We start from the raw sequence: 25,455 nt of genomic DNA, 5'->3' as shown, positions 1-25,455 counted from the left end.
CAGGCTAGCAATGCATGGTTTACTCAATCGGAACGGAGGGTTCCGTTCCGATTCGATTCATGATTGGAGGAAGGTGTCGATGACGACCTTGACAGAGGCGCCCACGCGATCCGGGAGGCGGGTGATCGCAGCCCTGGCTGGAGCGGTACTCGTCTACTCGCTCATGCAGACCATGCTGGTGCCGGCGTTGCCGGTGTTGGGCAAGCATTTCGATACGTCCGTGGCGGTGACCGGCTGGATCCTGACGGCGTACCTGTTGGCGGCCGCGGTGATGGCTCCGATAATCGGGGCGATGGGTGACCGATTCGGCGACAAGCGAGTCCTGGTGATCGTCCTGATCATCTTCGCTCTCGCGACATTCGCCGCGGCGGCCGCCCCGAATATCGGGGTGCTCCTTGTCGTTCGAGCTTTTCAGGGAGTGAGCATGGCGAGCTTCCCGCTCGCGATGGCAGTGCTGCGAAGAACGGTGGCCGGCCCCGAGTTGTCTTCAGGGATAGGTTGGCTCGCTGGAACTTTGGGAATTGGTGCCGGAAGTGCACTGGTGATCGGCGGTGTCATTCTCGAGTACCTCAGCTGGCAGTGGTTGTTCGTGATCGCCGGGATCCTGATCGTGCTTGCATTGGTCGCAGTGGTGGCCGTAGTGCCGGGTTCGCATCGCCGGCCGGGTATGCCGACGGACTGGGCCGGTGCCGGCGCTCTGGCGTTCGGATTGGTGAGCCTGCTCCTGGCGATCACCAAAGCCTCCGACTGGGGAGTTCTGTCGCTCGGATTCTGGGGACTGGTGGTGATCGCGTTCGTTTCGTTCGCAATGTTGATTGCCGTCGATTCCCGTCACGACGCTCCGATCGTCGACATGCGAGTTTTTCGGGACAAGCCGATGATGATCACCAGCGCACTCACCCTGGTGTTCGGGTTCGTGCCGTACATCTTCTACCTCTGTCTGCCGCGGATCCTCCAGGCGCCGGAAACGTCCACGTATGGAAGCGGATTCACTGTTGTGCAGACCGGCTTGGCGCTCTTACCCGCCGCTGTCCTCGTCTTTCTCGGTGGCCGTTTGACGCCGGCTCTCGCGCGGCGATTCGGGCCGCGAGTGCCTGCGGTCATAGCGCTCGCGCTCATGGCGGCGGGCGCAGTCGGACTCGCGATCTGGCCGAGTTCGGTGGGTGCGATCGTGGCGTTCTTTTCCCTCGTCGGATTGGGGAACGGCGTGGGGTTCGCGGTCTGTGCTCTGCTGGTTGCCTCGATCGTCCCGCCATCGGAAATGGCAGCGGCCAGTGGAGTCAACAGTGTGATCAGAACCGTCGGATCGGCGGTGGGCGCCCCGGTGACCACGGCGGTCCTGGCGATCGGCATGTCCGGCGACTCCTTTGCGGTGGCGTTCGTGATGGGTGCCGTCATCAGTGTTGTCGCGTGTCTGCCGGCGATTGCACTTCCGGTGACGAGGGCTGCACAAACGATCTGAGTTATTGTAGGCTCCCCTAATTGAGACAGCATGTAACTAAAGCAGGGAGAGATGATGCGGCAGCAGTGGGGCCTACGAGCAACGGCACTCACGCTCGAGGTCAAGCCCGATACGGTCTTCGCCACCCCGCAATCACAGGTAGCGAAGGAGGCCTTGCAGAGCGAGGCTCTCGGGGTACTTGCGGATCGCACGCTCACCGGCGCGGAACTCCAAGGCTGCCTTGCATTCGACGCCGACGCAGTCATCCGATGGAAGGCGTTCTCGAAATGACGACAACACAGCACAAGACAGCAGACGTTCCACCCGAGGAGGCAAACACGCCGCATGGATCTGCGGCTGAAGCCTCACAGGCCAAGGCCGAAGCGGCGGCGCACAAGAGCGCGCTACGCGAACTCCTTGCGCCAGTTCGCACACGGACGACCATCGCGACGGTGATGCAGGTGATTGCCGCGGTCGCTGCCATCGTCCCGTACGTGGCCATCGCCGAACTGGGCAAGACGCTGATCGTGGGCGGCGACATCGACTCGTCCCGCGTCTGGACGATCGTGTGGGTGGTTGTCTTCGGCCTGGGTATGCGTGCGTTCTTCGGTGGCGGTGCGTTGATTGTCACGCACTTCGCCGACGTGAATCTCCAAGCTGTGCTTCGACGCCGAATCGCAGCGACGCTCGGGCGACTTCCTCTGGGCTGGTTCACCTCCCACTCGTCCGGGACGGTGCGCAAAGCTGCGCAGAACGACATCTCCGATCTCCACTACCTGGTTGCGCACAGCGCCGTCGAGACCACCGGAGCCATCGCGGTGCCGCTGGTCGGACTCGGTTACGTGATTTCGATCGACTGGCGTCTGGGGTTGGTAGCGATTGCCACGCTCCCGATCTACATGATCGCCTATGCGACGATGACCAAGGACATGGCCGTCAAGATGAGCCGGATGAATGAGGGCATCGCGGCCATCAGCAATACGATCGTCGAGTTCGTCACCGGCATCGCAGTGGTCAAGACCTTCGGTCAGGACCGGCAGTCACATTCTCGATACCGCGATGCCGCCAAGGCTTTTGCCGCTTCGTACGAGGGCTGGGTTCGCCCGATGCTTCGGACCGAGGCGCTGGCCTCGATTGCCTTGAGCGCACCGGTAGTGCTGGTGGTGAACCTTGGTCTCGGCTCGTGGTTCGTCCACTCCGGGTGGGTGTCACCCATTGATGTGCTGACCAGTTCTCTTGTCGCGATGGTGATTCCGGTTTCGGTGACGACCATCGGCTTCGGTATGCAGGCCCGCCGTGAGGCTGCTGCCGCTGCGGCGCGGCTGGTCGCTCTGTTCGCAACCGACGCACTGGCGGAAACCGATCATCCGAAAAAGCCGGCGGGGAACGAAGTTCGATTCTCCGGAGTCTCTTTCGCCTACGACAACGGGGCCGACGTTCTGTGCGGCATCGATCTGACTCTGCCGGAGGGCACGGTGACGGCGCTGGTCGGACCTTCGGGTTCGGGTAAGTCGACACTGGCGACGCTCGTTCCCCGATTCCATGACGTGCGTACCGGATCCGTGGCTATCGGCGGTGTCGACGTCCGGGACGTCGCTACCGACGAGCTGTATCGCCACGTCGGATTCGTTCTGCAGGACGTGCAGCTGGTCGAAGCAACAGTTCTCGACAACATTCGGCTTGCCCGCCCCCAGGCGTCGCCGGCCGAGGTGAAGGCTGCTGCCGCAGCCGCGCAGATCGACACCCGAATCGAAGCCCTCCCGAGAGGGTACGACTCTGTGGTCGGGGTCGACGCCAGGTTCTCGGGCGGTGAGGCGCAACGAGTCTCCATCGCGCGGGCCATTCTCGCGGACACTCCGGTTCTCGTGCTCGACGAGGCGACCGCGTTTGCGGACCCGGAGTCCGAAGCCGATATCCAGGAAGCATTGTCGCGTTTGACGGTGGGGCGCACGGTGCTGGTGATCGCGCACCGGTTGGCTTCGATCGTGAGTGCCGATCAGATCGTGGTGCTCGACGCCGGGCGGATCGTGGAGAAGGGTACGCACGATCAGCTCGTGGCGAATGGTTCGACGTATGCCCGGATGTGGGCGAGTCACAGTCGGGCCGACTCGTTTGAGAACAGTCGGGCCGACTCGTTTGAAAACAACACCGCGGGTACGTCCGAAGCAGGAGGAAAGGCCAACTCATGATTCGCGACCTCTTCCGGATACTCGGCCCGCAGAATCAAGGACGCTATCGAGAGTTCCTGGTGTGGGCAGTGTTGTACGGCGTGATGCAGGGTTTGGCAGTGGCGTTGCTCGTGCCGACCGTGCAGGCACTGTTCGAGCGGGACTGGGGAAGTTTCGTTCGGTGGCTCGCCGCCATGGCCGTATGCGCCGTGATCAGTTCGATTGCGCATTACCTGCAGGCCATCAAGGGATTCGAGTCGGCGCTCACCCTGCTGCGGACGATGCATCTGCGCCTCGGCGATCACCTCGTCAGGCTCCCGCTCGGTTGGTTCGGTGCCGGCCGACTCGGCCAGGTATCGCAGGTCGCCAGCAAGGGCACCATCTCGGTGATGGGGGCGGCTGCGCATCTGATGACACCGATCATCTCCGGAATCGCCAGCCCGGCAACCATTGTCGTGTGCATGCTGTTCTTCGACTGGCGGCTCGGGCTCGCACTGGTGGTCGGCGTTCCGATTCTGTTCGCAGCAGCACGCTTTGCCTCGGCGATGACCGCCAAAGCCGACGATCAGGCGCATGCCGCGGCGGTCGAATCGAATAATCGAGTGCTCGAATACGCGCGTTGCCAACCGGTCCTGCGTGCTTTCGGACGCACCCACGGGGTGTACGAACCGCTCGACGACGCGATCGAAGCTCAGCACTCCGCGGGTCGCTCACAACTGTGGTTCGTGGTGATCGGTTCCGTGGTCAACGGGATCGCCCTACAGTTCGTGTTCTCGGCCGTGATCATCTTGGGTGCGTTCCTCGCGCTCGGCGGCGACATCGACCCGGTCACGTTGATCGCGCTACTTGGGCTCACCGCACGGTTCATCCAACCACTGGGTGAGATCGGCGAGTTCGGCGGCGCAATCAGAATGGCACGCAACGAAATCCGTCGGATGTCCGAGATCCTCGAAGTGGAACCACTGGTCGAACCCGAAACCAGCGGGACGGCGACGGGGGAGAAGGCCGTGCAGTTCGACGCCGTCGACTTCGGTTACGCCGACGGCGGGCAGGTTCTGCGGAGCATCTCCTTCGACGTGCCGCGGAAGTCGCTGACGGCGTTGGTCGGTCCGTCGGGTTCGGGCAAAACCACCGTCACCCGGCTGATCTCGCGCTTCTACGACGTCGACTCCGGGGTGGTGCGTGTCGGCGGCGTCGACGTGCGTGACCTCACGAGTGCCGATCTGATGTCGCAGTTGTCCCTGGTCTTCCAGGACGTGTATCTCTTCGACGACACGTTGATCGCGAACATCCGCCTCGGCCGCCCCGAAGCCACGGACGAGGAAGTCTTCGATGTAGCTCGGATCGCCGGCGTCGCGGAAATCGTCGAGCGACTTCCGCGGGGTTGGGACACCCGTGTCGGTGAGGGCGGGACGGCACTGTCCGGTGGAGAGCGGCAGCGAGTCTCCATTGCCCGTGCACTCCTCAAACGTGCACCCATCGTGTTGCTCGACGAGGCGACGGCGGCGCTCGATCCCGAGAACGAGGCACACGTTCAGCGAGCGATGCAGGAACTCGCCAGCGAAAGCACATTGCTCGTGATCGCTCACAAGCTGTCGACCGTCGTGGCCGCAGACCAGATCATCGTGCTCGGTGACGACGGATCGATCGTCGAAGTGGGAACCCACGAAGTTCTCCTTTCCGCCGGCGGGAACTACGCCGCGTTCTGGAATCAGCGCCACCGTGCGTCGGGATGGCGGTTGGTAGCAGGCTGAGCAGGTGGCAGGCTGAGCAGAATGCAGACCGGAAAGAAGACGGGGCGGCCGCCGACGTTGTCGAGAGTGGACATCGTCGAGGCCGCCCTGGCTGGTGATCTGAGTGAATTGACCATGCCGAGTGTGGCAAAGCGTCTGGGCGTCAGTCATTCTGCACTTTATCGCTACTTCGCCGACCGTGAAGCGCTGTTGCGGGCCTGTTCGGATCACGTTGTGCGTCAGACTGTGTGGCCGGACACGGATCGTCCGTGGCGTGAATTTCTGAAGGACCTCTGCGACGTTCTGTGGTCCTCGTTCGAGCGCTATCCTGGTCTCGCCCAGGTTGGTCTCGCTGTTCCGGGCACGCCGCCGGCGATAATCGAGATCGTGGAGAAACTGGTCGGTTCGTTGACTGCGCAAGGCTTCACGCCACACGACGCGGTACTGGCGGTGGACTTCATCTCCGAGGTGACGATGACTCAGTTCGCGATGATGGCGGCACTGGACAAGACCGTCAGCTCCGCGGATTCGCGTTCCGCACGCCAGGCGTATCAGGAGAGTTGGACTGCGTCGGAGTCGTTGATCGAGGGGATCGGCGACGAATCGAGGTGGCACGGACGCGGTTGGTTGGACGAGAAGATCACGATCATGCTCGACGGCCTGGAAAAGCGTGTTATCGGCTGACATTTCCACTAGCTTTGAGAGTAATGCCCGTTTCTGCGTGATACAGGCTAATGTGCACGCATAGGACGGGTGGTTGCTGCACCGGGAGGCGGGGATCATGGATCTCGAAGCGATTGTTCTCATCCAAAGACTCAAGTACCGATACGCACGCGCCTTGGACACCAAATCGTGGGTCGATTTCGCGGACACTCTGACCGTCGACGCCACCGCGATCTACGGAGAACAACTCAGCTTCGATTCTCGAGATTCATTTGTCTCCTTCCTCGAGAACACCCTCGGCTCACACATCATCACCGAACATCAATGTGGGCAACCCGAGATCGACGTCGATGGAGACACCGCAACCGGGATCTGGTGCCTTGCGGACACGGTGGTCATCCCCGAGGACGGCATGCTGCTTCGTGGATCGGCTTTCTATCACGACAGATACACCCGCTGCAGCGACGGTAAATGGCGAATCTCCCACACAAGCTACGAGCGCACCTGGGAATCGGTGGTGGCGCTCGCCGACATGCCTAGTTTTCGATTGACGTCCAACAAGTGGGCGCTGCTGCAGCAACCCTCGTTCGGTGACTCGATCGTTCGCAACGTCTCCTGAGGTCGCGCGCGATTAGAGTCGGCTCATGGTTGACGCAGATTTCTCGCTGCCGGACGTCCGGGCATGGATTCGCGGTATTCCCGCACTGACCGGAACCCCGCCGCCCGCGCCTGAACGTTTTCCGGAGAACCCAGGAGAGTTGTTCCTCGACTGGCTCCGTGCGGCCGTGGCCTTCGGGGTCGTCGAGCCACACGTGTGTGCACTCTCGACCGTGGACGGCGACGGCATGCCCGATTCCCGCTTCCTCATCCTCAAGGATGTGACCGAGGGTGGATTCTGGTTCTCCGGTTCGGCTGCATCCCCGAAAGGTATTGAGCTGAAAGAAAATCCGCGGGCGTCGCTCGCGTTCTACTGGCGTGAGACGGGCCAGCAGGTCCGGATTCGCGGATTGGTTCACGAGGGTGAAGACGCACTTCGACGCCGAGACTTCGTCGAACGCTCCGTCACTGCGAGAGCGGTGGCGACGGCAAGTAAGCAGAGTGAGGTGCTCGAAGACTTCGATGCGTACGACACGTCGGTGGCCGCCGCGGAAGCAAGAATCGGCGACGACCCAGGGTTCGTGTCGAAGGACTGGCGTGCGTGGTGCGTCGAGCCGGAGTCTGTCGAGTTCTGGCAGGCAGACTCCGGGCGTCGGCATCAGCGGTGGTTGTACAGGCGTGGCTCGGACCGAGCATGGAGACGCTCAGTGCTGTGGCCCTGAACAGCTGGGCCCTGAACAGCTGGGCCCTGAACAGCTGGGCCCAGATCAGCTGGCGCTGATCTCCGGCGACACGAGGTTGACGACGATCGACTGTCCGCCGAGTTTGGCGTGGATTTCGGGATGTTCGAACCCCGAGGACAACAGGTAACTGCCGAGCATCGTGAGCAACTCGTCCAGGTCCATCATGGGATCGGAGGAATGCGTGCTCGAGGGTGAGGCCTGATTCGCGATGAGTTCGGTGTGGGTGAGACGCCCGGCCACTCGAACGGCAGCTACGCCCATCGCGTCGCGCCGTACGACGGTGCGACTCCGAGTCTCGAGTGTCCTCGATGATTCGCGTGTTGAAGCTGGCACTGAAAGGTCCTCTCCGCTGCTGTGTGCGGCCGTGGTTCGGGTGGGAAGCGGAAACGTGAAGGCATCCGATTGCTTGGGTGCGGTCGACAGAAAATCTGCTGTGGCGGTGGCGCTGCCGGAACCGTTGCTCGCCGCACCGTTGCTCGCCGCACCGTTGCTCGCGGAATTATTACTCGCTGAACTGCTGGCTCTCGATCCGTTGCCGGAACCGCTGGAGGCCGATGTTCCGTGAGAGTTTTTGTCTTCCATTGTTTTGCTCCTGATGCCCGTAAACAGACCGTAGGTGTGCTTAATGGACGTAAACATACCAGGAGTTGGTTTGTGTTCATACCCCTTGTGGAGTTCGACGTTGAATACGCAGCCACATTGCGAAGCCCCACAGTACGAAGAATGCGTAGACCAGATAGAGGAGTGCCGACGGGTAGTATCCGGCCCGGAAAAGGAGGGGGACACCGACGGCGTCGACGCCGATCCAGATGAGCCAGAACTCGGTCCAGCCGCGTGCCATGCCGTACGTGGCGAGGATGGAACCGGTGAAGATCCAGGCCTCCGCCCACGCCCCGTACGAGCCGAGAAGGTCGAAGATCCAGGCGAAAGCGATTGTGCCGCTTGCCATGACGGCGACCATCGCGAGACGCTCGCGAGTTGTCGCCCAGTGGGGCAGGACTGCGCGACCGGAGTCGCGTGCCCCACGTCGCCACTGAGTCCATCCGTAGACGCTGACGGTGATGAACAACAACTGACGGCCGGCTTGGCCGTAGAGATTGAGCTCTTGCGGCGTGTGGAAAAGAGCGCCCATGAACACCGTGAACAACAAGGCATTTCCGGCTATACCGACAGGCCACGCCCATACCGAGCGTCGTGCGCCGGCGATCGCGGAGCCTATTCCGAACGCGTTTCCGATGATCTCTCGCCAGAGAATCGTGGCGCTGCCGATGTGCAGTTCTGCGTCGAACAGCGCCTCGATCAGGCTCATCAGTCCGCAGCAGCGACGAGGGGTTCGAGCGTCAGATCCGGAAGTTCCTTCTGGATGTACTGCAGGCGCCACTTGTCGCTGACAAGAGCTAGCAGGACACCGTCGGATCGGGTGAAGACCTCCACACCGCGTTGGCGGTTCAGCTCGACTTCGGACGCGGCGTCGGTACGACGGGCCAATGCATAGCCGAGGGGTTCCATCTTGGCCTCGACGTTGAACTCGGCCTTCATGCGTGCTGCGACAACTTCGAACTGCATCGGGCCGACGGCCGCCATGACGGGGGAGGCGTCGCCGCGGATGTCGTTGCGAAGAATCTGGACGACGCCCTCGGAGTCGAGTTGGTCGACGGCACGGCGGAACTGCTTGTACTTGCCTGCGCTTTCGGCGCGCAGGATCGAAAAGTGTTCCGGCGCGAACGACGGAATCGGCGGGAACTCCACCTTCTTCTCGGTGTACAGCGTGTGGCCGGGCGCGAGGGCGGTGGCGTTGACGAGGCCGACGACGTCGCCGGGGAACGCGGACTCGACAGTGGAACGTTCGCGGCCGAACACCGTCTGCGCGTACTTGGTCGTGAAGGGCTTGCCGGTTTGTGCGTGCGTGACGACCATGCCGCGCTCGAACACGCCGGAGACGATGCGCATGAATGCCAGACGGTCACGGTGCGCGGTGTCCATACCGGCCTGCACCTTGAAGACGACCGCACTGAACGGATCGGTGACCTCGCGCGGCTTGCCGTTGAGGTCTTCGCGGCCTCGCGGCGGTGGCGCCAATTCGACCAGGGTATCGAGGATCTGGCGGACACCGAAGTTGAGCATCGCGGACGCGAAGATCACCGGGGACGTCTGACCGGCGAGGAACATCTCCTGATCGTGGTCCTGGCCGGTAGCAGAGAGCAGTTCACTCTCCTCGGCCGCGGTCTCCCACTCGGATCCCTCCTTGGCGAGTGCGGCGTCGGCGTCCATGACCTCTTCGGGGGCGATCTTCGCGCCGCCGGCGGTACGGGTGAAGCGGACGTACTCGCGAGCCTCGCCGTCTTCGCCGCGACGCAGCAGTCCGCGGAAGTCTCCGGCGATGCCGACGGGCCAGTACAGGGGAGTGGGTGTGAGGCCGATCCGCTCGCTGATCTCGTCGAGCAGTTCGAGCGGAGTCTGGCCGGGGCGGTCCCACTTGTTGATGACCGTGATGACCGGAATACCGCGGTGACGACACACCTGGAACAGCTTGAGCGTCTGCGGTTCGAGACCCTTGGCAGCGTCGATGAGCATGACGGCTGCGTCGACCGCGGTCAGGACGCGGTACGTGTCCTCGGAGAAGTCGGAGTGACCGGGGGTGTCGACGAGGTTGATGACGTTGATCTGCTCGTCCGGGGTCTCGGACGAGTGGTAGTTGAACTGCAGTGCGGTGGAACTGACGGAGATGCCGCGGGCTTTCTCCATTTCCATCCAGTCCGAGACCGTCGACTTGCGGCCGGCTTTGCCGTGGACGGCACCTGCCTCGGAGATCTTCTTCGCGTGCAGTGCCAGCGCTTCGGTGAGCGTCGACTTACCGGCGTCAGGATGCGAGATGACGGCGAAGGTGCGGCGACGCTCCGCCTCGGCTGACAAACCCTTGGTGGTCGTCGTGACCGCAACCGTCCCGCTCTCGGTGGAATCGGGGCCTTCGGTGTCGGACTGGACAGTCGAGTCGGAAGGGACGGTCGAGTCGGACGGGGTAGTCAACGAAGAACCTCTCGAAGTGGGCGTCAGTGCCGGCGACGTGCCGGTGCGCGGACAGGTGGAGAGTGCGGCAGCACAACAGAGAAAGGATACTCGCAGACCACGATGCAATAACCACTGCGGCGTAACACTCGGCGAACGATCGCTGATTATCCAAGTATGTGTGTGTTCGAACACACAGCCATTTGTGTCCTGCGAAGAGTTGCAGTGATCGAAGAGTGACACTGACCGAGGAGTTGCGTTGAGCAAGTTCACCGAAGAGATGTATGCGACCGCCGCAGTCACCGACCGCGGCCTGGTGACGGGAGAGCCCGACAACGCTTTCCGTCAGACCTGGGGCGACATCCATCAGGAGGCGCGGCGCATGGCCGGCGGGCTGGCTGAGGTCGGTATAGACCGTGGCGTTGCGATCGGCATTCTCGCTGGACAGCCCGTCGACATTGCGCCTGCCTGCCAGGCGACGTGGATGCGCGGTGCGTCGGTGACGATGCTTCATCAGCCGACCCCCCGAACGGATCTGGGTGTCTGGGCTCAGGACACCGAGACGGTGATCGACATGATCTCGGCAAAAGCCGTGATTCTGGGCGCGCCCTTCGATGCGGCCAAGCCGCTACTCGAAGAGCGTGGCATCACCGTCGTGACGGTGGACGAGCTTCGTGGCGGAACGTCGATCGATCCCGTGGAAACGGTCGAATCGGATATCGCGCTCCAGCAGTTGACGTCCGGTTCCACCGGTTCGCCCAAGGCCGTGCAGATCACGCACGAGAACTTCTACACAAATGCCTACGCGATGATCAACCGCATCAAGTTCTCCATCGAAGACGACGTGATGGTGAGCTGGCTTCCGCTGTTCCACGACATGGGCATGGTCGGGTTCTTGACGGTTCCGATGCAGGTGGGCGCCGAGGTCATCAGCATCACACCGATGGATTTCCTCCGCACCCCTGTGCTGTGGGCGGAACTGATGGGCAAGTACGGCGGAACTGTCACGGCCGCACCGAACTTCGCATACTCCCTCTTGGCGCGTCGACTCGCGCAGGCAGAGGACGGGGCGGTCGACCTGTCCAGCGTCCGATACATGTGGAACGGTGCCGAGCCGGTGGATCCCGACACGATGGATGCCCTCGCCGCGGCCGGCGCGCGTTTCGGTTTGAACCCGACTGCGCTGGCTCCCGTGTACGGAATGGCGGAAACCACCCTGGCGGTGTCGATTCCGGATCCCGATCAGGGTCAGGTTCTCGACTACGTCGATCCCGATTTCCTCGAGTCGATGTCCCGCGCGGTGCCGTCCAATCGTCCCAATGCGCGCGCCCTCGCCACGCTGGGAAAGATGGTGCCTGACCTCGAGGGACGCATCGTCGACCGCGACGGCCAGGTGCTCCCGGCTCGCGGCGTCGGAATCATCGAGGTTCGCGGCAAGGCAGTCACCCCCGGGTATGTCACCGTCGACGGACACAAGCCGGCCCAGGACGCCGACGGTTGGCTAGACACCGGTGACGTCGGTTATTTCACCGAAGAAGGCCTGGTTGTGGTGTGCGGGCGAGTCAAGGACGTCATCATCATGGGTGGCCGGAACGTGTATCCGACCGACATCGAGCGGGCGGCCGGGAGCGTTGCCGGTGTGCGCCCGGGAAATGCAGTCGCCATTCGCCTGGATGCCGGCCAGAAGCGTGAGAGCTTTGCCGTCGCCGTCGAGACCAACGCTTTCGAGGATCCGGAAGAGGTCAAGCGCATCGAGCGCGAAGTGGTCCACGCCGTGGTCGCAGACGTCGGCGTGCGCCCTCGCGCCGTTGCGGTCCTTGGTCCCGGCAGTATCCCGAAGACGTCGTCGGGAAAGCTTCGCCGCGCCAATTCAGCTGCCCTGCTGGGTAACTGATCGTCAGTGCAGACGGTTCTGTGCTGCCTCGAGCCCGAGTTCGAGCAGTAGCTCCACTGCATCCGCAGCTTCTTCACACACGAGATCGAGTTCTTTTCGCTCCGTGGACGAGAACGGTTTGAGAACGTAGTCCGCCGGGTCCATGCGGCCCGGCGGGCGACCGATCCCGACGCGCGTGCGCAGGTAGTCCTTGGTGGTCAACGAACTCGAAATGGACCGCAGCCCGTTGTGGCCGCCTTCGCCGCCACCGAGTTTGAGCCTGATGGTCCCGAAATCGAGATCCAGTTCGTCGTGGACGACGATGATGTTCGCGGCATCGACCGAGAAGAATCGTGCGAGACCGGCGACCGCGCCGCCCGAGAGATTCATGTACGAGCGCGGCTTTCCGAGGACCACGCGTCGGCCGGCGAGGCGACCTTCGACGATCTCGGCGCCACTCTTCTTGTGTACGTTGAACTTTCCGCCTATGCGTCCGGCAAGGGTGCCTGCGACCATGAAACCGACGTTGTGCCGAGTCTTCTCGTACTGCGGGCCGGGGTTACCCAGGCCGATGACGAGGGCGGTATCTGTGCTCAACGGACGCTACTTTCTGGCTTGTTCTTTTTCCTGCGACGCGCGAACGGCGCGTCACTCCGAATCGGAATGACGCGCCGCGCGCAGTGAGTTCTGTAGGAACCGAGAGGATCAGGCCTCTTCTGCAGCCTCGTCGGCGGCGGGAGCTTCTGCGCCCTCTTCGAGGTCAGCCTCGGTGGGTGCAGCAACGACGTTGACGATCAGGGTGTCAGCGTCAGCCTGCAGGACGGAGCCGGTGGGCAGTTCGAGCTGGCTTGCGAGGATCTGGGTGCCGATTTCGAGGCCCTCGACCGAAACCTCGATCTGCTCGGGGATGTGGAGGGCGTCTGCCTCGATGGAGATGGTGGATGCATCCTGCGCGACCATGGTGCCTGCAGCAGCGTCACCGACGACTACGACGTGAACGTCGATGGTGACCTTCTCGCCCTTCTTGATGACGAGGAGGTCAGCGTGCTCGATGTAGCTGCGGATGGGGTGCACGACGACCGACTTGGTCAGTGCAACCTGCTCCGTGCCCTCGATGTCGAGGGTGAGGATGGCGTTGGTGCCCTGTGCGCGGAGGATGCGAGCGAAGTCGCGAGCCGGCACGTTGAGGTGGCGGGGATCTTCGCCGTGGCCGTACAGAACCGTGGGGACCTGGCCGTCGCGACGTGCGCGGCGAGCTGCGCCCTTGCCGAATTCGGTGCGGACGACGGCGACGAGGTTGTTTTCTTCAGACATGATGAAACGGCTCCTACAACTCACGGGGTTCGTGCTCGGTTTACTGACGTGTGGTTTTGCCTGCGAAAAGGGGGACAGGCGCGCACACGGCCAGGAGCGAAACGCTCGAGCTGAGCCGTAGCCGCGTCGATCACGGTAAACCTGCAACTTGTGGAACTGCTGCGATTCACCCTCGCCGAGACAACTTTGGATACGTTACCGGAGTTTGCTCCTCGCCGCTAATCGCAGGTGGCGCAGACCTGGCCGTGTGGACGTGGTTCGCGTCACATCGAAAGCGGTAGCCTGACGGAGTGACCACCCTGGGGAACGCTCCCGACGGCAGTCGGCTCGGTGCCGTCGTGCCGGGTACCGATCTGTCGCAGCATGCTCGCCTTCTCAGTCGGGTGCACGATGCAGTTCTCTCCGGGCAGGAACCACCGGCGCAGCCGCGGACCGTCGTGGCACGGTCGTGGTCGAGAGTGGCTGCGGGCGGGCTCACGCCGGATCACTGCGGCGCGTCTGCTGTCGCTGATTTCTCCGAGTTGGAGTCGAGGCGTTCGCGTACCGCACTACGCTCGGTTCTGCCCGAGTTGCGAACCACTCTGACCGAGGTGGCCGAAGACGCGGGCTTCATCGTGGTCGTTGCCGACGCCGAAGGAGTCCTGCTCTGGCGCGAGGGTGCGAAGGCAGTCAAGCGGGCGGCGGACGCACTCGGATTCGCCGAAGGTGCGCGCTGGTCGGAGCAGTCGGTCGGTACCAACGCGATAGGTACCGCGCTGATCGAAGATTCTGCGGTGCAACTCTTCTCGGCCGAGCACTATGCGCCAACTCACCACAATTGGTCGTGTACCGGTTCGCCCGTGCACGACCCGCGGACGGGCGAGATTCTGGGAGTGGTGGACATCAGTGGGTCAGCAGCCTCGGTGCATCCCACCACCGTCGCTCTGGTTCGCACCGCGGTTCGCCTCGCGGAGGCGACGCTGTGGCGCGAGCACGCAGCTCAGCTCGAGCGTCTGCGCTCGCGGGCAGCACCGTTGTTCGCGGCCGGGACCGGTCCGGCATTGGTGGTCGACGAGTTCGGATGGGTGGCCGGCGCCAGCGGGATAGCCGCGCCCGACCGCGTGGCCGCGCCGAGCGCGGGAAAGCCCGTCATCGTGCCAGGGCTGGGGATGTGTCTGCCCGAGCCGCTCGGGGACGGCTGGCTGTTGCGCACCGGCCTCGGCGGGCCGGTGATCGAGCTGGAGCTGTCCCTCGGCGCATCGCCGCAGGTGACGGTGCGTGGTGACGCCAACTGGACGCGAGCGCTCTCGCCGCGGCACGCCCAGATCTTGAGGGCCCTGGCAGCGGTCGGTTCGGCGGGCGTGGATGCCGCAGGCCTGAGCGAAGTGCTCTTCGGTGATCGCGAGCATGTGGTGGCAGTGCGCGCCGAGGTGTCCAGACTGCGGAAACACCTCGGCGCGGTCCTGCAGACTCAGCCGTACCGCTTTGCCGACGGCGTGCGGGTGGTGGTGATCTAGCGCGCTGCGCTGATTCCGGCACGTCGTCCGAAGAAGCTGCCGTCACCGAGGCTGGTTCCACTGGCGTAACCACCCGCGCACACACCGGAAGTGCACCGGCCCGCCGCGAACAATCCCGGAATCGGCTCACCGGAGACGTGCAGAACCTCGGAGTCGACGGTGGTCTTCAACCCGCCGAGCGTGAATCCGCCCGTGCGTCCGCGCAGATCGATTGCCGCGAACGGGCCGACAATCGGCTTCACCCACTCGCCCTTCTTCCCCAGCACCGGGTCCGACCCTTCAGCCGCGTGCCGGTTGTAGAGGTCGACCGTCGATTGCAACGATCCGGCGGGCAACCCCATCTCGGCTTCGAGTTCCTCGACGGTTTCCGCCACCCAACTCGGCTGCGCCCGCAACTGCGCACTGGACGACTCGGCATTCATGCCTTCCTCGTATGCAGCTTCGTCGATGACGAGGAATGCCTGGTTGTCCTGCTGGAACAGCGTTGCCTGGCCGATGCGGCCGGGGTAAGTGTCCTCGGGGATGTATCGCTGACCGCGGCCGTTGACAAGAATGCCGCGCACCATCAACTGCGGGTCGCAGAAGAACGCGACCTCGGTGGCGTCCATGTGCGCGGTGTCGGCGCCGAGTGCCTGACCGATCTGGATTGCGCGGCCGTCGTGCGCCTCGATGGAGGCCGCCGGGTGGCCGAAGATACGCGGTGCGTTCGAGCGCACCATCTCGTTGTTGTACGCGAAGCTGCCCATCGCCAGCACCACGCCCTTGCGTGCGCGAATCGTGACGTCTTTGCCGTAGCGCTTGGCGACTACGCCGACAACCCGATCGCCGTCTACCACCAGAGTTTGGACGCGCAGATCGTATTCTGCTCGGACACCGAGCTTTTCGGCCGTCTCGACGAGTGGCTTCATCAGCATGTAGCCGCCGCCCCGCTCTCCGGTATTCTTCTCGGACATCTGCGGAACGTGTCCGCGGGGCGCGGGATCGACGAGGGTGTTGAACGGCGCGGCGTTCTCGCCTCCCGAGTACATCAGGCCGTCGTCGTACGGCGGTTCCCAGCCGGGCTGACCCCAGAAGGACTCCTTGAACGGAACGCCGGCATCGACGAGCCAGTTGTAGTGATCGACACTGCCCTCGCAATACGCGTCGATCTTTGCGTCGTCGGTTCCGGGGCCGAGCGCTGCCTTCATGAACGTCTTCATGTTCTCGACCGAATCCTCGAACCCACACGCCTTCTGTAGCGGCGTTCCACCGCCCAGGTAGATGAATCCGCCCGCCAGCGATGCTGCTCCACCCCAGCCGCCCGTTCGCTCCAGGACGAGAACCTCGGCGCCGGACCGCGCCGCTTCGATCGCAGCGGTGACGCCGGCGATGCCGTATCCGGCGACGACGACGTCGGCCTCGTAGTCCCAGGTGGTGATGTCGGCAGCGGAGATCGGTTTGACGGTGGGGTCGGCCATGCGAAGCGTCCTCTCGGAAGGCGAAACTACTGGTCATCACACAGTTGCAGTTTCGACTTCCCCAGATCAGGCATGGTCCCGGTCAACGGGAAGTTTGCAAACTCCTGACCGCGCCCAGAAATGTGTCCAGGTCGGCTTCGTCGACGAAGTAGTGCGGCGATGCGCGAACCACGGCGTCGAGCCCGCGGGCATCCATGTCGAGGAGGGTGGACCCGCGACCGCTGACGGTGACGGTGATGTTCTGTGCTGCAAGCTGATCCCGCACCCGATGCTCGGAAATACTGTCTACGGTGAAGGAAACGATGCCGCTCAGATGGGTTCCTCGATCGCGGACTTCGACTCCGGGAATCGCGGCCAGACCTTCCCTCAATGCGCAGGCTCGGGATTCGATCTGTTCCCACGCCGTGTCGGGGCTGATCGAGAGCAAATAGTCTGCGGCGACGCCGAGACCCAGGCGCGCAGCGACACTCGTTTCCCAGAGTTCGAATCGTGTTGTGTCCGGCGCAGGGACGAAGCTGTTCTCGCTGGTCCATTCCGCTCCGTGCAGGTCCATCGCAGCGGGTTCGAGCGCGTCGACGAGTCCGGGGCGGACGTACAGGAATCCGGTTCCGCGTGGCCCGCGGAGCCACTTGCGGCCGGTGGCGCTGAGCGCGTCGACGCCGAGTTCGGTGACGTCGATGGGCAACTGGCCGACGGACTGGCACGCGTCGAGCAGAACGAGGGAGCCGTGGGCTCTGGCCAATTCGACGACCTCACGGACCGGGTTGATCAAGCCGCCGTTGGTGGGGACGTGTACGACGGAGACGAGTCGAACCCGATCGTCGAGCATGTTCTCGAGTGCGTCGAGGTCGATGCGTCCGTACTGATCGCTCGGAATGACCTCGACGCCGGCGCCGGTGGAACGCGCCCGCCCCAGAGCGGCGATTGCGTTGCTCGCGTATTCGACTCCGCTGATGAGGATTCGATCACCAGGTCCGAGTGGAACGGCAGCGAAGAAGTCGTTCCACGCGCGGGTTGCGCTGTCGGTCAACGCGATATCGGTTGCCTGGGCGCCGATGACCCGGGCCAGTGAATGCGGAACAGCAGCCAGTGCGCCGCTCTGGCGAGCAGCGGCGACGTACCCGCCGACGTCGGCTTCACGTCGCAGGTGCTCGATCATGGTGGTCAGCACCGGCTCGGGCGGGAGCGAGGATCCCGCACTGTCGAGGAACACCTTGTCGAGGCATCCGGGAGTGTCGCGGCGGATCGTGTCGAGATCGAACATGGCACCTTCCGTTCATGTCGGTGTGGTTCAAACTACCTGTGAACGAAGCTGTCCCGATGGAGCGAAGACTGGGCACGGCCGATGCCGTGGTGATCGGCCTCGGCGCGATGATCGGCGCCGGAGTCTTCGTGGTGTTCGCGCCCGCTGCCGCAGTAGCCGGTACCGGGTTGCTTGTGGGCCTGGCGATCGCAGCGTTCGTCGCCTACTGCAATGCGACGTCGTCGGCGCAGCTTGCGTCGAGATACCCCACGTCAGGTGGGACGTACGTCTACGGACGTGAGCAGCTCGGACCCTGGTGGGGGTTTGCCGCAGGCTGGTCGTTCGTGATCGGGAAGATCGCGAGTTGCGCGGCAATGGCTCTGACCTTCGCTACGTACGTTGCTCCTGCGGCCTGGCGTGTCCCCGCCGCGGTACTGGTGGTGGCGGCTCTGGTTGCGGTCAACTACCGCGGAGTGACGCGGACGGCGCACATGGCCCGGGTGATCGTCGCCGTGTCGACGACGGCATTGTGTGTGGCGTTGCTGATTGCCGTCGTGGGACCTGGCGCCATACGTGAGCTCCCGGATCTCGTGTTCGGGTCGTGGTACGGGATTCTGCAGTCGGCGGGGCTGCTCTTCTTTGCCTTCGCCGGTTACGCCAGGATCGCGACGCTGGGGGAGGAAGTGCGTGATCCGCGCCGCACGATTCCGCGGGCGATTCTGATTGCACTCACCATCGCGGTTGTCCTCTATGCGTTGGTTGCGGTGGTGCTGTTGGTGACGCTGGGGCCTGATCGGCTGGCGAATTCGGCGCGGCCCCTGGCCGATGCAGTGAGCGCAGCCGGGTGGAATTGGGCCGTCCCCGTGGTGGTGATCGGTGCCGCGGCGGCGTCGGCGGGGGCGCTGCTGGCTCTGATCGCCGGGGTGAGTCGTACGGCGATGGCAATGGCCCGCGAGAGTGATCTGCCCGTTGCCCTGGCTGCCGTCCATCCACGGTACGCAGTCCCTCACCATGCAGAACTTGTGGTCGGAGCCGTTGTGATCGCTTTGGTCTCGACAACCGATCTTCGTGGCGTGATCGGCTTTTCGTCGTTCGGAGTGCTGCTCTACTACTTCGTTGCGAACGTGAGCGCGTACAGCCAGCGCGGAGTGGACCGGATGTATCCGAAGTGGCTGCAGGCAGTCGGGGCGGCCGGTTGTGTCGTTCTGGTGGTCACACTTCCGTGGATCGCGGTTGTTTCCGGGGTAGGTGTGGTTCTGGCCGGTTGTGGGTACCGGTGGATACGACTGAAGAAATTCAACGACACGTAACACCACAATGGGTGCATCTCGGACGTAGGCGTTCTATCGTCGGTAACGACCGCGAAGACCGCCCGAAGGGGAAGTCGAATGGTGACAGCAGCGTTGACAGCAGCACAGACCATGCAGGTGGATACGCGTCCTGCGGCCGAGGCCTACGTCGGTGGTGTGTGCTTCAAACAGGGGCCACCCCGCTTGGTCGGAGCCGAGGTCGAGTGGCTGACCAGGCAAGATCCCGGTGGGGAGCGGCCATCCGCCGCGACGCTGGCAAGAGCACTCGGGCGACACGCACCCACCAGCATCGACCCGGATTCACCGGCGGTTCCGCTCCCTCGTGGCAGCCTGGTCACCGTAGAACCCGGCGGACAGATCGAACTCTCGTCCGCTCCGCGCACGTCCGCCCGTGAACTGTGTGACTGTCTCGACGAAGACCGTCGGACTCTCGAATCTCTCCTCGCGTCGTACTCCATAGAAATCAGTTCTGCCGCGGCCGACGTCGCCCGCCCGCCATCTCGCATTCTCCGGTTGCCGCGTTACTGCGCAATGGAATCCCGCTTCGCCGGGATAGGCCCGTACGGCACCTTGATGATGTGCAATACCGCAGCAGTGCAGGTCAGTGTCGATGCCGGCGGGAGTCCGGAGTCCATCGCCCAGCGTTGGCGGCTCCTCGGGGACATGGGCCCGGCTCTCATCGCAGCATTTGCGTGTTCTCCACGCTTGCAAGGGGTTCCGAGGGGGGATTGGGCTTCCCAACGCATGCGGACGTGGCTCGAGCTCGATTCCTGGCGCACAGCCGCCATCCCGGAAGCGCAGGACTACGCCGCCCGGGCGCTCGACGTTCCGCTCATGTGTGTGCGAAACGAAGGCGATGATTGGACGGCTCCGAGGGGTGCGACATTCGCGGACTGGATCGACGGCGCCTTGGATGCCGAGATCGGACGTCGTCCCGTCTGGGCGGACTTGGACTATCACCTGTCGACGCTGTTCCCGCCGGTTCGCGCTGTCGGCCATCTGGAGGTTCGCTACATCGACGCACAACCGGGAGATTTGTGGCGAGTGCCGATAGCAGCGGTCGACGCGTTGCTGTCCGGGCCCGCTGTGATGCGCGAGGCGAGTGATGCTGCAGCGTCGACAGCCGGGAGGTGGCGGGATGCGGCAGAGTACGGTTTGGACGACGTCGAACTGCGTTCGGCGGCAACATCTCTGATGTCGCTTGCCGCGTCGTACGCGCCGGAACCCCAGTTTGTTCGCCTTCTCGATGCCGCAGCCGAACGGTGCTGTCGCGCAATCGTGCCCGGTGAGAGCGACACATGACGGGGGAGATCACCAAAGAAGCGGTCGAGGCCGTACTTCTGCGAGCGCGTGAGCGGTCGACGCTGCTCACCGACTGCGTCGACGATACCGAATTGATCGCTCAGCATTCCCCGTTGATGAGTCCGCTCGTGTGGGACCTGGCGCACATCGGCAATCAAGAGGAACTCTGGCTGGTGCGCGATGTCGGTGGCCGCGATCCGGTGCGTAGCGACATAGACGAGTTGTACGACGCTTTCAAGCATTCGAGGTCGTCGAGACCCACACTTCCCCTGCTCAACCCGGCCGAGGCGCGCGAATACGTACGTACGGTTCGTGGGAAGGTGTGGGATGTGCTCGAAGCCAGCACGTTCGGGCGCACAGAACTCGACGTGGACGGGTTTGCCTTCGGGATGATCGCCCAGCACGAACAGCAACACGCCGAGACTATGCTCGCGACACACCAATTACGTTCGGGGCCGGCGGCACTCGTTGCGACACCCGCTCCGCAAGCAGGCTGCACGCCGGAACTCGACGAGGTCACCATCGCAGCCGGTTCCTTCGTCATGGGGACCGACGACGAGCCGTGGGCACTCGACAACGAGCGCACTGCACATCAGGTCTATCTCACTGATTTCGCAATCGACAGATTCCCGGTCACCAACGGGCAGTTCATCGAATTCATCGAGGACGGCGGCTATTCCCGACCGGAACTGTGGTCTCGAGACGGTTGGCGGCATCGCGTCGACGCGAAGCTTCGAGCGCCTCTGTTCTGGGAACATGACAGTTCGGGTTGGTGGCACGAGACTTTCGGCGTCGAGGCGCCGGTCCCACCGGACAAGCCGGTCGTGCATGTGAGCTTCTACGAAGCCGAAGCCTACGCGAATTGGGCGGGTAAAAGGCTTCCCACCGAGGCGGAGTGGGAAAAGGCCGCACGGTGGGATCCGGAATCCGGAAGATCACGACGGTTCCCGTGGGGGGACGTGTCCGCAGACGAGAATCTTGCCAATCTCGGTCAACGCCACCTCGGTCCAGCCGGCGTCGGCTCGTACCCGGCGGGGGCGTCGGCAGCGGGTGTCGAGCAGTTGATCGGCGACGTGTGGGAGTGGACGTCTTCGGGATTCCATCCGTATCCCGGCTTCCGGGCCTTCCCGTATCGGGAGTATTCGGAGGTGTTCTTCGGCGGCGACTACAAAGTGTTGCGCGGGGGATCGTTCGGGACCGACAGCGTTGCCTGCCGGGGGACGTTCCGCAACTGGGACCATCCGATCAGACGCCAGATCTTCTCGGGTTTTCGCTGCGCCAGAACGATTTCGGGTAGATCCTGACATGTGTCGGCACCTCGGGTATCTCGGGCCGCCACGTTCGGTTCGTGAGCTCCTCCACGACGGCGAGAACTCACTGATGCGACAGTCGTGGGCACCACGTGAGATGCGTGGAGGCGGGACCATCAATGCCGACGGATTCGGCGCGGTGTGGTGGAACGACGGAAGACAGGGGCGGTATCGCAGCATTTCGCCGATCTGGTCGGACCCGACCGTCGACGAGACGTTGTCCCACATCGTTTCCGGATCCGTTCTCGCCGCCGTACGTTCCGCGACGGAGGGGATGGCCGTCGAGATCGGTGCCTGCGCACCTTTTGTCGACGGAACCTACGCTTTCAGCCATAACGGAGCGGTATCCGGTTGGCCTGGTTCACTTGCCGACTTGGCGGCAGAAGTTCCGGCCGTCGAACTGCTGAAGATGCCCGCCCCGACGGATGCCGCCTTGTTGTGGACAGTGCTTCGGCATCGGTTGAAGTCGAAGCCCGTGGAAGCCGCCGTGACGAGCCTCGTTCACGATGTGGCTGCGGCGGCACCGGATTCACGACTGAACCTCCTGTTCGGCGACGGACAGGAACTATGGGCCACGGCCTGGGGCCACACGTTGTACACGCGGGTCGACGAGTCGCGAGCCCTGATCGTTTCCGAACCGTTCGATCGATCGCCGGACTGGGAGCAGGTGCCGGACCGGCACATCGTCTGCGCGCGTCCTGGCCATTTGATCATCACCCCGATACCGATGGGAGAACAATGAAAACCCCTACGCTCGAGGTTTATCTGACACCGGCCGAATCGGTCGACGCACTGCGAGCCGAGGCCAGGGAGGGTCTGACCGCTACGCCGAAGTGGCTCTCGCCCAAATGGTTTTACGACGCGCGTGGAAGTGAATTGTTCGAGGAGATCACGGCCTTACCCGAGTACTACCCCACCCGTACCGAGCGCGGCCTGCTCGCGCAGTACGCCGACGAGATCGCTGCGTTGACCGAACCTGAGATCCTGATCGAACTGGGTTCCGGTTCCTCGGAGAAGACGCGGTTGCTACTCGATGCAATGACCGCGCGCGGAACTCTGCGAACGTATGTACCGCAGGATGTTTCGGTGACGGCACTGGAAGGCGCGGCGCGGCAGGTCGGTGCCGAGTTCCCCGGCATCGATGTGGTCGGGGTGGTCAGTGACTTCACAGGCTCGCTGCATCATCTGCCCGGTGGTGGACGGCGGGCGGTCGCGTTTCTCGGTGGAACTCTCGGCAATCTCGTTCCGGCAGAACGCGCCGAGTTCCTCTCGGGCATTGCAGCGGTGCTGGATCCGGGGGAGAACCTGATCCTGGGCGTCGGATTGGTGATCGATCCGGCTGTTCTCGTGCCCGCGTACGACGACGCTGCCGGCGTGACGGCACAGTTCAACCTCAATGTTCTCGCGGTCCTGAACAAGCAACTGGGAGCGAACTTTCCCTTGGAGGACTTCCGTCACGTCGCGCTCTGGGACGCCGAGAACCAGTGGATCGAGATGCGGCTGGAAGCGCTTCGTGAACTCTCGGTCCGGATCGACGAGCTGGATCTGGAGATCACCTTCGCAGCGGGCGAGCAGCTGCGCACCGAGATCTCGGCGAAGTTCACCGAGGGCGGGATTGCCGCGGAGCTCGCATCGGCGGGTTTCGGGGTGCGGCAGGTGTGGACGGATCGGGATCAGCGCTTCGCGCTGTTGTGCGCGCAGCGGGCGTGAAGTGGGCGCACGTCAGAGGATGCTGTCTCCTCCTAGAAGTGCCTCAAAAGTTCTGTAGGCGGCAATATTTGAGAAGTGTCGGGAGTAGAGATCTACGGTGCCAGTATGGACAGTGTCGGACACCGGCGCAAGATCCACGAGATGCGCGAGTTTTACATAGGACTGGTCATCGCTCGCGCCGACCGGATACTCCTGCTCGCTGGCCTTGCGTTCGAATTTTGACCGCGCCTCAGCGGGGTCGCCAGCCCAGATGAGATAACAGTCCTCTCGGTAGAAGCACCCGACTCCGTCATTCTTCCCCAACTCGAATATCGCTATGCCGAAGTACGGTTGATCTCGTGTCGGATGCTGAGTCATGCGATTGAACGTAGTGACATCGGAGCGCAAAGGGTATCGGTGAATACCCCGGGATTCCGCAAAACTTGTCGGCGGGTGCCCGTAGAATCGCCCATATGTTCGAATCGAAGACTTCCGCGGACGCGCTGTTTCGGCAGCATGCGGAAATCGCGCGCGCCCACTTCCTCGAGATCGACGCGGTCACTGCGCTGTACCTGGACCGTTGTGAGGAGGATGCCGCGGTTGGAGTCAATGAGGCTTTTCGGGGTCAATTCGCGCACGTGGAGATCGCGTCGATACTGAGCATTACGGAGTACGCCGCGCAGAAAATGATTGCACTGGGATGTGACCTGCGCTGGCGACTTCCGCGGGTGGCGGCCGCTTTTGCTTGCGGTGACATAGATCTGGCCAAAGCGACGGCACTGTCCGAAGCTCTCGCCAATGTTTCCGAGCACGTGCTCGATGAGATCGAGCGACTCCTAGTGGACGGTGCCTGTCGTGCAACCGGTAACAAGTTGAAGGCGCGCGCACGAGGTCTCATTGCTCGGCACGACCCTGATGGGGTGCGTGCCCGGCGAGTTCGTGCGGAGGCGGATCGGGACGTTCGGACGTGCGCGTCGCACGACGGTATGTCGACTCTGGACGGAATGCTTCCAGCGGTCGGCGCTCAGACTTTGGCCACAAGACTCCGTGCGATGTCGATGCAGGTGTGTGGTTCCGATCCGAGAACTTTCGGGCAACGTCGTGCCGATGCACTGATCGCATTGGCGGAAGGAAAGACGTCGTTGGATTGTCAGTGCGACGGCGATTGCACCCGTACGGACGACTCGAAGACCTCCGCGCTCCCGATTGCGACAATTCTTGTGGGTGTCAACGCTTCCACCCTGCTCGGATTCGACGACCTGCCAGGCTATTTGCAGGGGTACGGCCACATCGATGCTGACCTTGCGCGCGCGATCGCCGCGGACGCCACGTGGCAGAGAGTCCTCACCCTTGCACCGTCCGAGGTGCAACGTTCTTCGACTGCGGGGGCAGTCGGACCGGTGCTCGGCGTGGGTCGGTCGATGCGCTCACCGGAGATATTGCCCGCTGTGGCAATGGGTAATCGCTCGAGAAGGAATAGTGGTTCGCGGCGCGGTGAATCCACGTACCAGCCGTCCGCGGCGTTGGCGACGATTGTAAGGACGCGAGACGGTACGTGCCGCTTTCCGAATTGTGTTGTGCGTTCTGATAGTTGCGATATCGATCACACGGTGCCGTTCGATCACGGCAACCCCGCTCAGGGAGGGCCTACTGCAGAGCGTAACTTGGCCTGCTTGTGTCGAAAACATCACCGACTGAAGATGTTTGGCAGGTGGACGGTGAAGCAAATCGGAGGTGGTCTTCTGGAGTGGACAGATCCCTCAGGACGACGAACGGTTACCGCGCCCGTAGGCTCATTCTGTGACCCCGAATTGAGAGTGCCCGACGCGGCGAGACCGCAATTGACGGACGACGATGCGCTGGAACGACGTTTCGGACTTCGGGACAGGGGTGTGGAAGCGGATCTTGAATACCTCCTGGACTGTAGTGTGCCCGGCTGGAGGAAAGCACGATCTGCATCAAGACGTAACGCGTCCCCACTGGCGAACGCCTTGCCGGAGTTTGCCGACTTCTGAAGGGGTTTCGTTTCTCCTGTGGCCTGCGGGTATAGCGAGAGGGCCCGAAAAATGGTGTTTGTCCGTTTATAGTGAGGCGCAGAACGGTTTCCGAC

24 protein-coding genes are annotated in these 25,455 nt (G+C 63.2%); 16 read left to right on the top strand and 8 right to left on the bottom strand.

Annotation, left to right across the window (positions count from 1 at the left end; all coding sequences use genetic code 11):
• Nucleotides 1–79 precede the first annotated feature (79 nt).
• From R4P65_RS16115 to R4P65_RS16085, 7 genes are all read left to right on the top strand, one after another.
• Entirely contained in the window at nt 80–1,462 is a 1,383-nt protein-coding gene (locus R4P65_RS16115; RefSeq protein WP_317827257.1) for an MFS transporter, read from the top strand.
• 51 nt (nt 1,463–1,513) lie between these two features.
• Nucleotides 1,514–1,732, top strand: a complete 219-nt coding sequence (locus R4P65_RS16110) for a hypothetical protein (RefSeq protein ID WP_317827256.1) — start codon at nt 1,514–1,516, stop codon at nt 1,730–1,732.
• Complete coding sequence (locus tag R4P65_RS16105; RefSeq protein ID WP_317827255.1) at nt 1,729–3,630, top strand: ABC transporter ATP-binding protein; 1,902 nt, start codon at nt 1,729–1,731, stop codon at nt 3,628–3,630. Before R4P65_RS16110 ends, R4P65_RS16105 begins: the two co-directional genes overlap by 4 nt.
• Entirely contained in the window at nt 3,627–5,363 is a 1,737-nt protein-coding gene (locus R4P65_RS16100) for an ABC transporter ATP-binding protein (protein ID WP_317827254.1), read from the top strand. Before R4P65_RS16105 ends, R4P65_RS16100 begins: the two co-directional genes overlap by 4 nt.
• 21 nt (nt 5,364–5,384) lie before the next feature.
• Nucleotides 5,385–6,026, top strand: coding sequence for a TetR/AcrR family transcriptional regulator (locus R4P65_RS16095; protein ID WP_317827253.1), 642 nt, complete (start codon nt 5,385–5,387; stop codon nt 6,024–6,026).
• Between the two features lie 97 nt (nt 6,027–6,123).
• A complete protein-coding gene (locus R4P65_RS16090) occupies nt 6,124–6,624 on the top strand; it encodes a nuclear transport factor 2 family protein (protein ID WP_230814270.1) in 501 nt (166 codons plus the stop codon).
• Between the two features lie 25 nt (nt 6,625–6,649).
• Nucleotides 6,650–7,324 (top strand): pyridoxal 5'-phosphate synthase, encoded by a 675-nt coding sequence (locus R4P65_RS16085; protein WP_317827252.1) that lies wholly within the window; start codon nt 6,650–6,652, stop codon nt 7,322–7,324.
• A 45-nt stretch (nt 7,325–7,369) separates the two neighbouring features.
• Here the strand turns inward: R4P65_RS16085 and R4P65_RS16080 are convergent, their stop codons facing one another.
• Nucleotides 7,370–7,678, bottom strand: coding sequence for a hypothetical protein (locus R4P65_RS16080; RefSeq protein WP_317827251.1), 309 nt, complete (start codon nt 7,676–7,678; stop codon nt 7,370–7,372).
• A gap of 55 nt (nt 7,679–7,733) precedes the next feature.
• Between R4P65_RS16080 and R4P65_RS16075 the strand changes: the two genes are divergently transcribed.
• Nucleotides 7,734–7,910 carry a hypothetical protein gene (locus R4P65_RS16075; RefSeq protein WP_317827250.1) on the top strand — a complete coding sequence of 59 codons (177 nt, stop codon included), beginning with the start codon at nt 7,734–7,736 and terminating at the stop codon, nt 7,908–7,910.
• 93 nt (nt 7,911–8,003) lie between these two features.
• Here R4P65_RS16075 and pnuC read toward each other — a convergent pair whose 3' ends face one another.
• Nucleotides 8,004–8,654 carry a nicotinamide riboside transporter PnuC gene (gene pnuC, locus R4P65_RS16070; protein ID WP_230814267.1) on the bottom strand — a complete coding sequence of 217 codons (651 nt, stop codon included), beginning with the start codon at nt 8,652–8,654 and terminating at the stop codon, nt 8,004–8,006.
• The gene (locus R4P65_RS16065) at nt 8,654–10,258 is read right to left on the bottom strand and encodes a peptide chain release factor 3 (RefSeq protein WP_411742552.1); all 1,605 of its coding nucleotides are present in this window, start codon (nt 10,256–10,258) and stop codon (nt 8,654–8,656) included. The genes pnuC and R4P65_RS16065 overlap by 1 nt, the downstream gene beginning before the upstream one ends.
• Before the next feature lie 352 nt (nt 10,259–10,610).
• Between R4P65_RS16065 and R4P65_RS16060 the strand changes: the two genes are divergently transcribed.
• On the top strand, nt 10,611–12,245 hold the full coding sequence (locus R4P65_RS16060; protein WP_317827248.1) for a fatty acyl-AMP ligase: 1,635 nt from the start codon (nt 10,611–10,613) through the stop codon (nt 12,243–12,245).
• A 3-nt stretch (nt 12,246–12,248) separates the two neighbouring features.
• Here the strand turns inward: R4P65_RS16060 and pth are convergent, their stop codons facing one another.
• On the bottom strand, nt 12,249–12,821 hold the full coding sequence (gene pth, locus R4P65_RS16055) for an aminoacyl-tRNA hydrolase (protein WP_230814264.1): 573 nt from the start codon (nt 12,819–12,821) through the stop codon (nt 12,249–12,251).
• Nucleotides 12,822–12,929: 108 nt separating this feature from the next.
• Complete coding sequence (locus tag R4P65_RS16050; protein WP_230814263.1) at nt 12,930–13,538, bottom strand: 50S ribosomal protein L25/general stress protein Ctc; 609 nt, start codon at nt 13,536–13,538, stop codon at nt 12,930–12,932.
• Nucleotides 13,539–13,828: 290 nt separating this feature from the next.
• Here R4P65_RS16050 and R4P65_RS16045 point away from each other — a divergent pair, with 290 nt between their 5' ends.
• A complete protein-coding gene (locus R4P65_RS16045) occupies nt 13,829–15,034 on the top strand; it encodes a GAF domain-containing protein (protein WP_317827247.1) in 1,206 nt (401 codons plus the stop codon).
• On the opposite strand, the gene R4P65_RS16040 is transcribed toward R4P65_RS16045, so the two are convergent.
• Nucleotides 15,031–16,491 carry an FAD-dependent oxidoreductase gene (locus tag R4P65_RS16040; RefSeq protein ID WP_317827246.1) on the bottom strand — a complete coding sequence of 487 codons (1,461 nt, stop codon included), beginning with the start codon at nt 16,489–16,491 and terminating at the stop codon, nt 15,031–15,033. The two genes, R4P65_RS16045 and R4P65_RS16040, sit on opposite strands and share 4 nt — an antisense overlap.
• 82 nt (nt 16,492–16,573) lie before the next feature.
• Complete coding sequence (locus R4P65_RS16035) at nt 16,574–17,755, bottom strand: aminotransferase class V-fold PLP-dependent enzyme (RefSeq protein WP_317827245.1); 1,182 nt, start codon at nt 17,753–17,755, stop codon at nt 16,574–16,576.
• A gap of 14 nt (nt 17,756–17,769) precedes the next feature.
• Here R4P65_RS16035 and R4P65_RS16030 point away from each other — a divergent pair, with 14 nt between their 5' ends.
• The 5 genes from R4P65_RS16030 to egtD all read left to right on the top strand — a co-directional run bounded on the left by R4P65_RS16030 (nt 17,770) and on the right by egtD (nt 23,366).
• Nucleotides 17,770–19,044, top strand: coding sequence for an APC family permease (locus tag R4P65_RS16030; RefSeq protein ID WP_317827244.1), 1,275 nt, complete (start codon nt 17,770–17,772; stop codon nt 19,042–19,044).
• A 78-nt stretch (nt 19,045–19,122) separates the two neighbouring features.
• A complete protein-coding gene (gene egtA, locus R4P65_RS16025; protein WP_317827243.1) occupies nt 19,123–20,346 on the top strand; it encodes an ergothioneine biosynthesis glutamate--cysteine ligase EgtA in 1,224 nt (407 codons plus the stop codon).
• Nucleotides 20,343–21,650, top strand: a complete 1,308-nt coding sequence (gene egtB, locus R4P65_RS16020; protein WP_317827242.1) for an ergothioneine biosynthesis protein EgtB — start codon at nt 20,343–20,345, stop codon at nt 21,648–21,650. The genes egtA and egtB overlap by 4 nt, the downstream gene beginning before the upstream one ends.
• Nucleotide 21,651: 1 nt before the next feature.
• Nucleotides 21,652–22,398 carry an ergothioneine biosynthesis protein EgtC gene (gene egtC / locus R4P65_RS16015; RefSeq protein ID WP_230814256.1) on the top strand — a complete coding sequence of 249 codons (747 nt, stop codon included), beginning with the start codon at nt 21,652–21,654 and terminating at the stop codon, nt 22,396–22,398.
• Nucleotides 22,395–23,366, top strand: coding sequence for an L-histidine N(alpha)-methyltransferase (gene egtD, locus R4P65_RS16010; protein ID WP_317827241.1), 972 nt, complete (start codon nt 22,395–22,397; stop codon nt 23,364–23,366). The genes egtC and egtD overlap by 4 nt, the downstream gene beginning before the upstream one ends.
• Nucleotides 23,367–23,378: 12 nt before the next feature.
• On the opposite strand, the gene R4P65_RS16005 is transcribed toward egtD, so the two are convergent.
• Entirely contained in the window at nt 23,379–23,723 is a 345-nt protein-coding gene (locus R4P65_RS16005; protein WP_317827240.1) for a DUF4288 domain-containing protein, read from the bottom strand.
• Between the two features lie 95 nt (nt 23,724–23,818).
• On the opposite strand from R4P65_RS16005, the gene R4P65_RS16000 reads away from it, so the two are divergent.
• Nucleotides 23,819–25,360: an HNH endonuclease signature motif containing protein gene (locus R4P65_RS16000; protein WP_317827239.1), complete on the top strand. Its 1,542-nt coding sequence runs from the start codon at nt 23,819–23,821 to the stop codon at nt 25,358–25,360.
• Nucleotides 25,361–25,455: the final 95 nt, after the last annotated feature.

The sequence above is a fragment of the Rhodococcus sp. IEGM 1318 genome (genome assembly GCF_033142465.1).
Lineage (GTDB): Bacteria > Actinomycetota > Actinomycetes > Mycobacteriales > Mycobacteriaceae > Rhodococcus_F > Rhodococcus_F qingshengii_B.
This window is presented reverse-complemented; position numbering and strand designations above follow the sequence as displayed.

Coding starts and splice junctions, on each gene's coding strand:
- R4P65_RS16115 (WP_317827257.1), top strand. CDS start 80: ATGACGACCTTGACAGAGGCGCCCACGCGATCCGGGAGGCGGGTGATC.
- R4P65_RS16110 (WP_317827256.1), top strand. CDS start 1,514: ATGATGCGGCAGCAGTGGGGCCTACGAGCAACGGCACTCACGCTCGAG.
- R4P65_RS16105 (WP_317827255.1), top strand. CDS start 1,729: ATGACGACAACACAGCACAAGACAGCAGACGTTCCACCCGAGGAGGCA.
- R4P65_RS16100 (WP_317827254.1), top strand. CDS start 3,627: ATGATTCGCGACCTCTTCCGGATACTCGGCCCGCAGAATCAAGGACGC.
- R4P65_RS16095 (WP_317827253.1), top strand. CDS start 5,385: ATGCAGACCGGAAAGAAGACGGGGCGGCCGCCGACGTTGTCGAGAGTG.
- R4P65_RS16090 (WP_230814270.1), top strand. CDS start 6,124: ATGGATCTCGAAGCGATTGTTCTCATCCAAAGACTCAAGTACCGATAC.
- R4P65_RS16085 (WP_317827252.1), top strand. CDS start 6,650: ATGGTTGACGCAGATTTCTCGCTGCCGGACGTCCGGGCATGGATTCGC.
- pnuC (WP_230814267.1), bottom strand. CDS start 8,654: ATGAGCCTGATCGAGGCGCTGTTCGACGCAGAACTGCACATCGGCAGC.
- R4P65_RS16050 (WP_230814263.1), bottom strand. CDS start 13,538: ATGTCTGAAGAAAACAACCTCGTCGCCGTCGTCCGCACCGAATTCGGC.
- R4P65_RS16040 (WP_317827246.1), bottom strand. CDS start 16,491: ATGGCCGACCCCACCGTCAAACCGATCTCCGCTGCCGACATCACCACC.
- R4P65_RS16035 (WP_317827245.1), bottom strand. CDS start 17,755: ATGTTCGATCTCGACACGATCCGCCGCGACACTCCCGGATGCCTCGAC.
- R4P65_RS16030 (WP_317827244.1), top strand. CDS start 17,770: ATGTCGGTGTGGTTCAAACTACCTGTGAACGAAGCTGTCCCGATGGAG.
- egtA (WP_317827243.1), top strand. CDS start 19,123: ATGGTGACAGCAGCGTTGACAGCAGCACAGACCATGCAGGTGGATACG.
- egtB (WP_317827242.1), top strand. CDS start 20,343: ATGACGGGGGAGATCACCAAAGAAGCGGTCGAGGCCGTACTTCTGCGA.
- egtC (WP_230814256.1), top strand. CDS start 21,652: ATGTGTCGGCACCTCGGGTATCTCGGGCCGCCACGTTCGGTTCGTGAG.
- egtD (WP_317827241.1), top strand. CDS start 22,395: ATGAAAACCCCTACGCTCGAGGTTTATCTGACACCGGCCGAATCGGTC.
- R4P65_RS16005 (WP_317827240.1), bottom strand. CDS start 23,723: ATGACTCAGCATCCGACACGAGATCAACCGTACTTCGGCATAGCGATA.
- R4P65_RS16000 (WP_317827239.1), top strand. CDS start 23,819: ATGTTCGAATCGAAGACTTCCGCGGACGCGCTGTTTCGGCAGCATGCG.